The sequence below is a fragment of the Kamptonema sp. PCC 6506 genome (assembly GCF_000180455.1).
GTDB lineage: Bacteria > Cyanobacteriota > Cyanobacteriia > Cyanobacteriales > Microcoleaceae > Kamptonema > Kamptonema formosum.
Genome location: NZ_CACA01000253.1, coordinates 1 through 8945 on the forward strand (window position 1 = coordinate 1; position 8945 = coordinate 8945).

Below are 8945 nucleotides of genomic sequence, written 5' to 3' on the forward strand. Positions count from 1 at the left end.
ATAGCAATTAGCCATTAGCTATTACTAATTACCAATTACCAATTCCCCCTGTGATTGTGGGTTCAGGCTGCGATCGCGCCCACTGCTTCTACTTTGCCCCGCGATGTAGAAACTGCATCGTGCTTATCCGAAAACTTCATAAAACTCCATATTCTGTAACATTAGCTACGAACAACTCTCGATCCACGCCCTACAGTGTTCCTTAACAAGAGTTAACACGGAGAGACAAAGGTAGTAATTAATACTCTTTGCTGACTAAATATTTCTCTGTAATCTTGACCAAGCCCATGTACGCTAAGGATTTGCCAACTTCAAAGAAATTGGAATTGAGTAATTAAATATACGGTTTTAGTTAAGTATAACCACTAAGGTTAGCACAAAAACCAGCCTTTAATCCCCGAAACCCATAGCTCCTCCACCAAGTAACCAACGAGGGTACACCAGTGACACAGATAGCAGAACCGCAAGCAGGTGTTAACAAATTTGAAAAATTAAAAGCTGAGAAAGATGGTCTAGCGCTCAAAGCCGAACTCGCTCACTTCGCTGAGATCGGCTGGGAAGCAATGAATGAAACCGATCGCGAACACCGCCTCAAATGGTTAGGCATATTCTTTCGGCCAGTAACTCCTGGCAAATTTATGATGCGATTGCGGTTGCCAAACGGCATCATTACTAGCAATCAAATGCGAGTTTTAGGTGAAATCGTGCAGCGGTACGGCGATGATGGCAACGCAGACATCACCACCCGGCAAAACATCCAACTGCGAGGGATTCGCATCGAAGATGTACCAGACATCTTCCGCCGCCTCAAAGAAGCTGGGATGACTAGCATCCAGTCAGGGATGGATAACGTTCGCAACATCACCGGTTCCCCAGTAGCGGGATTAGACAGCGACGAACTCTATGATACGCGGGAGTTGTGCCGCCAAGTTCAAGACACGATCACCAACGGTGGCGAAGGCAATCCAGCTTTTACCAATTTGCCGAGAAAGTTTAACATTGCGATCGCAGGTTGTCGCGACAACTCCGTACACGCGGAAATCAACGATATCGCTTTCATCCCTGCTTTTAAAGATGGCACTTTCGGCTTCAACGTCTTAGTCGGCGGCTTTTTCTCCGCCAAACGCTGCGACGCGGCCATTCCCCTCAATGCTTGGGTTGAACCCAGCGATGTCGTCGATCTTTGCACGGCCATATTAATCGTATATCGCGATCGCGGACTGAGAGCCAACCGCCAAAAGTCCCGTCTGATGTGGCTAATCGACGAATTAGGAGTCGATGGATTCCGCGCCGAAGTTGAAACCCAACTCGATCGCACCCTGCAAACAGCCGCAGCCAAAGATGAAATCCTCTGGGATAAGCGCGATCACATCGGCGTGTACGCGCAAAAACAGCCCGGATTAAATTACGTCGGCCTCCACATCCCCGTCGGGCGGCTGTACGCCGCAGATATGTTTGACTTAGCCAGGATGGCCGATGTTTACGGTAGCGGCGAAATCAGACTTACCGTTGAGCAAAATGCGATCGTTCCCAACGTACCCGACTCCCGATTAGAAACCTTCCTTCAAGAACCATTACTCCAGCGTTTTTCCGTCAATCCTGACCCTTTAACTAGAGCATTAGTTTCTTGCACCGGCGCACAATTTTGCAACTTCGCATTAATTGAAACCAAAAATCGCGCCTTAGCAATGATTAAAGAATTAGAAGCCGAGTTATCATTCCCCAAACCAGTGAGAATTCACTGGACAGGTTGCCCTAATTCCTGTGGTCAACCGCAAGTTGCAGACATTGGTTTACTCGGTACAAAAGTCCGCAAAAACGGCAAAACATTAGAAGGTGTTGACCTTTATATGGGAGGCACAGTTGGCAAAGATGCCCATCTCGGTAGTTGCGTGCAAAAAGGTATTCCTTGCGAAGACCTAAAACCAGTTTTGCGCCAACTATTAATCGAACACTTCAACGCCCAGCCCAATGCTGTGCTAACAGTTAACAGTTAACAGTTAACAGTTAACAGTTAACAACCAACAACTAACAACTAACAACTAACAACTAACAAAAATAATGAGCAAAATTTCCCGCCGCAAATTCATCGTCACCGCTGGAACAACTGCCGCAGCTACTCTACTCGTTCACGGCTGCACCTCTGGTTCTAATAGTTCTACAAGTGCATCTAGCCCCGCTGCAAGTACCTCTCCTTCAGCAATACCGGCAGCTAACATCAACCCCGCAGATGCCCCAGAAGTTACAACAGCAAAATTAGGATTTATTGCCCTAACAGATTCCGCACCGCTAATTATTGCCAAAGAAAAAGGTTTATTTGAAAAGTACGGCATGAAAGATGTGCAAATTGCAAAACAAGCATCTTGGCCCGTAACTCGCGATAATTTAGAACTAGGTTCTAGCGGCGGTGGCATTGATGGAGCACATATCTTATCGCCCATGCCTTACATGATGTCTTTAGGGACAATCACTAAAGGAAATGTGCCAATCCCGATGTACATTCTGGCGCGGTTAAATACTAACGGTCAGGCGATTTCCCTTTCCAAAAAATACCTAGATTTAAAAGTAGGTACTGATAGCAAAGCACTGAAATCAGCTTTAACTAAGGACTCTAAGTTTGGTACCACCTTTCCCGGCGGTACTCACGATCTCTGGATGCGCTATTGGTTAGCCGCTGGTGGAATCAATCCAGATAACGATGTTTCAGTAGTTCCAGTACCACCACCGCAAATGGTTGCTAATATGAAAGTCAACAACCTGGAATCTTTTTGCGTCGGGGAACCTTGGAACGCGCAATTAGTTAGTCAGAAGGTAGGTTATACGGCTTTAATCACAGGTGAACTCTGGAAAGATCACCCCGAAAAAGCCCTGAGTTTAAGAGCAGATTGGGTAGACAAAAATCCCAAAGCTGCTAAGGCAATTACAATGGCAGTTTTAGAAGCTCAGCAGTGGTGCGACAAACCAGAAAATAAAGAAGAGATGAGCAAAATCATCTCCGAAGATAAGTGGTTAAAAGTTGCCAATCAAGATATTGTAGGTCGCATTAAAGGTCAGATTGACTACGGTACTGGGCGAGTAGAAGCCAACAGTCCATTATTAATGAAATTCTGGGCGGATAATGCTTCCTATCCCTACAAAAGTCACGATACTTGGTTCTTAACTGAAAACATTCGCTGGGGTAATATTCCTGCTACCACAGACCTCAAGGCGATAGTTGATAAAGTGAATCGCGAAGATATTTGGAAAGAAGCAGCGAAAGCCTTGGGAGTTCCCGCATCAGAGATTCCTGCTACTACTTCTCGCGGTGTAGAAACCTTCTTCGATGGTGTTAAGTTTGACCCTGAAAAGCCTGAAGAATATTTGAACGGTCTGGCAATTAAGAAAGCATAATAGTTAACGGTTAACAGTTAACGGTTAACTGTTAACCGTTAACTATCAGCAACAACTAACCACTAACAACTAACCACTAACTAAAGTATGGCAACAAACATTGAGCGGATTTCAAAAGGCAATAACCCAGTCAATGCGATTATTTCTTTTCTTCAGAATAACCGCAGAAAAATAATTAGACCGCTGGTGGCCCTGGCAGTTATTCTGCTAATTTGGCAAATCCTTTGCCATGACCCCAATTCCACTTTGCCGGGGCCACTTAAAATGATCTCAGAAAGTGGGAATCTCATCATTAACCCTTTCTTTGATAACGGCGGTACTGACAAAGGTTTATTCTGGCAACTTTTAGCCAGCTTGCAGCGGGTAGCAATCGGCTTTACTTTAGCAGCAATTCTCGGTATATCACTGGGAATCTTAATCGGCACTAATTCTTTAATGTTTGACGCTTTAGACCCGATTTTTCAGGTGTTGAGGACGATTCCTCCTTTAGCTTGGTTGCCTATTTCTCTGGGAGCATTTCAACAATTTAATCCCTTTGAAGGTATGGGGATTACAACCAGTGAAGTTTCGGCATTGTTTGTGATTTTAATTACTGCAATTTGGCCAATTATTATCAATACAACTGTGGGTGTCCAGCAGATACCTCAAGATTACAGAAACGTTGCCAGAGTGTTGCGCTTACCTCGCCAAAAGTATTTCTGGAAAATTCTATTACCCTCTGCGGTGCCCTATATTTTCACTGGTTTGAGGATTGGAATTGGTCTATCTTGGTTGGCAATTGTTGCTGCTGAAATGCTAGTCGGGGGCGTGGGTATTGGTTTCTTTATCTGGGACTCTTACAATAGTTCGCGTCTCAGCCACGTTATCCTAGCAGTGATTTATGTGGGTATTGTCGGTTTATTGCTAGATAGATTGGTTGGTTTCATTGCTTCCAAAGTTGTACCTGAAGAACAGAAGTAAGACAGGCTAATGGCTAATAGCTAATCGCTAATGGCTAATAGCTAATGAACAAGAAAGGGTTGTGAGTTTTTTGAGTTAAATATTGGATTTCACAACCCCTAAATACCAAATCAGCAATCAGCAATCACCAATTAGCAATTAGCCATTCCCAATCACCAATTACCAATCACAAATCACAAATCACAAATCACAAATTACCAATTACCAATTACCAATTACCAATTACCAATTACCAATTATGTCAGTATTTGTTGAAGTAGATCACGTTGATCGCGTATTTGACCTGCCGAACGGGGGAAAATACATTGCGCTCAAAAACATTGATATCAAGATTAAACAAGGAGAATTTGTCTCCTTAATCGGACACTCTGGCTGCGGCAAATCTACCTTGCTGAATATTATCGCTGGTTTAGACAAACCGAGTCAGGGAGGCGTAATTTTAGAAGGCCGCGAAGTTAGAGAACCGGGGCCCGATAGAATGGTAGTATTTCAAAATTACTCTCTGTTACCTTGGCTGACAGTGCGAGAAAATATTGCTCTAGCTGTCGATGAAGTTTACAAAAATCAGCCTAAAGGTGAACGTAAAAGCATCATCGAACACCATATTAATTTAGTAGGATTGCGACACGCTGCTGATAAACGACCTGGGGAAATTTCCGGGGGGATGAAACAGAGAGTTGCGATCGCGCGAGCTCTCGCTATCCGTCCTAAATTGCTACTGCTAGACGAACCCTTCGGCGCTTTGGATGCCTTAACTCGCGGCGGTTTGCAAGAACAATTAATGAAAATTTGCGAAGAAAGCAGCGTTACTGCCATCATGGTGACGCATGACGTTGACGAGGCGTTATTGCTATCAGATCGGATCGTTATGCTTACTACTGGCCCTGAAGCACAAATCGGGCAGATTTTAGAAGTACCAATTTCACGTCCCCGTCACCGGATGGAAGTAGTAAATCATCCCAGTTACTACGCTTTGCGAAATGAAATGGTTTATTTCTTAAACCAGCAGAAACGAGTGAAGCAGCGTAAGGTTAGCAAGCCGACAGTTATTGCTAAGAATGGCTTAGAAAAAGTCAACCTGGAAATCGGGTTTATTCCTCTCACAGATTGCGCCCCTTTAGTAGTAGCAAAAGAGAAAGGTTTCTTCGCAGCGCACGGTTTAGAAGAAGTCACTCTTTCGCGGGAACCTAGCTGGAAAGCGATCGCCAAAGGAGTCACCGCAGGTCGTTTAGATGCGGCTCAAATGGTTGCGGGAATGCCGATCGCGATGACTCTGGGTTTAGACGATAACGCACCCATCCCCGTAAGCACGGCCTTAACTCTATCTCGCAACGGCGATGCGATTACCTTCGGTAAGCATTTCTATACTCAGGGAATCAGAACTCTAGCTGATTTCAAGGAAGCGATCGCACAAACTCCCGACAAAGTTCACACCTTCGCTACTGTGCATTCCAGTTCCATGCACAACCTGCTACTGCGTTACTGGCTGGCTTCTAGTGGTATCGACCCGGATCTCGATGTGGGTTTGACAGTGATTCCACCGCCGCAAATGTTAGCCAATTTAAAAGCAGGAAATATTGACGGCTATTGCGTTGGAGAACCCTGGAACTCCCACGCCGTTAATGAAGATATCGGCTTTGTCATGGCCCGTTCTCTAGATATTTTGCCGGGACATATTGAGAAAGTTTTAGGCGTGACTGAAGATTGGGCAAATAAATATCCCCAAACTCATATTGCTCTAGTTAAAGCACTTTTAGAAGCCTGCGAATATTGCGATGATAAACGCAACCGCGAGGAAATTGTAGAATTACTTTCCCAAGAGCAATACGTTGGTTCGGCAGCAGAACATATTCGCCCTGGCTTTATTGATGCCTATGATTCTGGCACCGAAGATGAACCAGAAATGCTGTTGAATTTTAACCAGTTCTACGTTGATAAAACTAATTTCCCCGACCGTACTGAGATGCTGTGGGTAATGGCTCAGATGGCCCGTTGGGGAATTGTACCTTTCCCTAAAAATTGGGTAGAAATTCTAGAGCGAGTTTTGTTACCCGATGTATTTGGAGAAGCAGTTCGACAATTAGGGATGCCAGACGTTGGGCGCGATCGGCGCAACATTGAACTATTTGACGGAACTGTATTTAATGCCGATGACCCGATCGAGTACTTGCAAAACGTCAAAATCAAACGCGCTATTCGCATTGAAGAAATCTTAATCGAGCCTGTCGGTTCTCAGTGTTCTATTAGGTTGCCAGTATAAACTCCCGATCGCCGACCTAAGTACAGGCATGGTGAGAGATTCTAGAGGAAAGAAAGATGAGTAAAAATGAGGAAGAGGGAAAACTTTTCCCTTCCCAATTATCCACAGTCAATTCCGAATTGTTAATTCCTAATTCCTCCGTTATGCAAACTCTAGACAGCACAAAGAAAACCCAAGTCGAATCTTTAAAGTCAGAACCTTTTCTGACGATTGAAGACGTATCGAAAGTTTATGAAACTCCCAAAGGGCCCTATACGGTTCTTGATGGTGTTAACCTCACTATTAATGAAGGGGAATTTATTTGTCTGATTGGTCACTCCGGCTGCGGCAAATCTACTTTGCTGAATATGGTGGCAGGATTCAATCAACCTACGACTGGGAAGTTGAAGCTTAAAGGTAAGTGGATTGAGGAACCGGGGCCAGACAGAATGGTGGTGTTTCAAAACTATTCTTTGTTGCCTTGGCTGAGTGCTACAGAAAACATCCATCTGGGAGTAGGAACGGTTTTTGCTGACAAATCTCATGCCGATCAGATGCAGATTGTTAATGAACATTTGGAGTTAGTTGGACTGACTGAAGCCGCCCACAAAAGACCCGGCCAACTATCAGGCGGGATGAAACAAAGAGTGGCGATCGCGCGAGCTCTGGCTACTAGCCCTCAAGTGTTGATTTTAGATGAACCTTTTGGAGCACTAGACCCGATTACCCGCGAAGAATTGCAGGAAGAATTGCTCAATATTTGGCGGGAAAATAAGGTAACGATAATCATGATTACTCATGACATTGATGAGGCTTTATTCTTAGCCGATCGCGTCGTGATGATGACCAATGGCCCCTCTGCTCACATTGGTGAAGACTTGAAAATTCCTTTTTCTCGCCCCCGCAATCGGGCGAGAATTATGGAAGATCCGCATTACTATGAATTGCGTAATTTCGCTCTAGATTTCCTGTTTCGTCGTTTCGCTCATTCGGATGTGGAAGAGGAGGAGAGTACAGCGCCAAGCAGCACAAGCAGCGTACCGCAGTTGGAAACTTCAGCAACCGAGGAAAAACCAGAAAACGCACCTGTTACAAAAGCTGAGGTTGAATCTGCTGCATCTGCTACAAAACCCTTTGCCACAATCCCATTTAATGCCTCAAAAGATACAAAGGAGGCAAATATGTCATCGGAACTAAACTCTCATTCCTCGAAATCTCCAGAATCATCACCTGGAAAAATTATGGCTTTTGGAGCAATATGGTTGGCGACAACGATCGGGCTGACTATAGTGAGTGTTGGTTCAGTTGCTAATCTGCAAAAAGAGACGGCGAAAACGGAAACAACTACTATCTCGGCAAGTCCAGTCCCGATCGCTAGTCCTCCCCCTCCGAGTGCGATGAGTGCAGCACCTATGAGTGTTCCTAGTTCTATGAGTGCAGCACCCGCGATCGCTCCTAGTTCTGTGAGTGCGATCGATGCAGCACCCGCGAGTGCAACTGCTAGCACCAATTCTGCACCCGCAACTACTGATGCTACTTCTGCGCCGAGAATTACAGACAAAGCTGAGATAGACGCTCTCAAGCAAAAGCTTTACACCCAAATTGACACGACTTGGAAAACAACCCCGACTTTTACCGAAGATTTAGTTTACAAGGTTAAAGTTAAGCAAGACGGCACAATTTTGGGGTATGAAGCTACTAATCAAGTAGCTAAAAATTTCGTACAAGAAACTCCTCTAGCCTCCATCCAAAATTCTGCCAGTTCTGCATCGGCTACTGCTGAAAAAACAGCAGAATTTCGGGTGACTTTTAGCACTGCCAATGGCGGCGCTCTAGATGTTAAGCCTTGGGAATAGTTAGTGGTTAGTGGTTAGTAGTTAGTTGTTCGTTGAGGTCATTGCGAGTAGCGAAGCAATCCCAAAGCTGAAAATTGTTTCGGGATTGCTAAAAGCCGGAGCGGGTTTTTGGGATTTCTCGCTTGATATTACAGATATTGGCGAACCCGCCTCTACGAAAAATATGTCTAATTAACTTGACATCTTGCACCAATTGTAATAACCGCCAGGGGTTGAAACTCCGGGAGAATCCCACTTTTATAAATATAGCTGTAGGGGCGGGTTCGCCAACAGCTTTAACGGTACTGCAAAGGCTAAAAAAAACGCCCCCACCCCGCGATTAAGTCCTTTATTGATAATGGTGCAAGATGTGAGATTAACCGGATTACCAATTACCAATTACGATCGCGGATTTTACCGATTACACGGATTACACGGATTAGTTAGAGTCACGATCGTTTAGTCTGTGAAATCAGAGGAATCTGTAAAATCTGTGTATCCCAAATACCAAATACCAAATA

General features: G+C 44.7%; 5 protein-coding genes. All 5 read left to right on the top strand.

What is annotated here, in order from left to right; all coding sequences use genetic code 11:
• Window positions 1-443 precede the first annotated feature (443 nt).
• The 5 genes from OSCI_RS12915 (at window position 444) to OSCI_RS12935 (ending at window position 8445) form a co-directional block, all read left to right on the top strand.
• Window positions 444-1997: a ferredoxin--nitrite reductase gene (locus OSCI_RS12915; protein WP_007355409.1), complete on the top strand. Its 1554-nt coding sequence runs from the start codon at window positions 444-446 to the stop codon at window positions 1995-1997.
• Window positions 1998-2061: 64 nt separating this feature from the next.
• Window positions 2062-3390, top strand: coding sequence for a CmpA/NrtA family ABC transporter substrate-binding protein (locus OSCI_RS12920; protein WP_007355410.1), 1329 nt, complete (start codon window positions 2062-2064; stop codon window positions 3388-3390).
• Between the two features lie 87 nt (window positions 3391-3477).
• Window positions 3478-4350: a nitrate ABC transporter permease gene (gene ntrB, locus OSCI_RS12925; RefSeq protein WP_007355411.1), complete on the top strand. Its 873-nt coding sequence runs from the start codon at window positions 3478-3480 to the stop codon at window positions 4348-4350.
• 238 nt (window positions 4351-4588) lie between these two features.
• Window positions 4589-6610, top strand: coding sequence for a nitrate ABC transporter ATP-binding protein (locus OSCI_RS12930; protein ID WP_007355412.1), 2022 nt, complete (start codon window positions 4589-4591; stop codon window positions 6608-6610).
• A gap of 56 nt (window positions 6611-6666) precedes the next feature.
• Window positions 6667-8445: a nitrate ABC transporter ATP-binding protein gene (locus OSCI_RS12935; protein WP_007355413.1), complete on the top strand. Its 1779-nt coding sequence runs from the start codon at window positions 6667-6669 to the stop codon at window positions 8443-8445.
• Window positions 8446-8945 lie beyond the last annotated feature (500 nt).

What these genes read in the sequence shown, in the direction of transcription:
- OSCI_RS12920 (WP_007355410.1), top strand. Translation starts at nt 2,062, where the DNA reads ATGAGCAAAATTTCCCGCCGCAAATTCATCGTCACCGCTGGAACAACT.
- ntrB (WP_007355411.1), top strand. Translation starts at nt 3,478, where the DNA reads ATGGCAACAAACATTGAGCGGATTTCAAAAGGCAATAACCCAGTCAAT.
- OSCI_RS12930 (WP_007355412.1), top strand. Translation starts at nt 4,589, where the DNA reads ATGTCAGTATTTGTTGAAGTAGATCACGTTGATCGCGTATTTGACCTG.
- OSCI_RS12935 (WP_007355413.1), top strand. Translation starts at nt 6,667, where the DNA reads ATGAGTAAAAATGAGGAAGAGGGAAAACTTTTCCCTTCCCAATTATCC.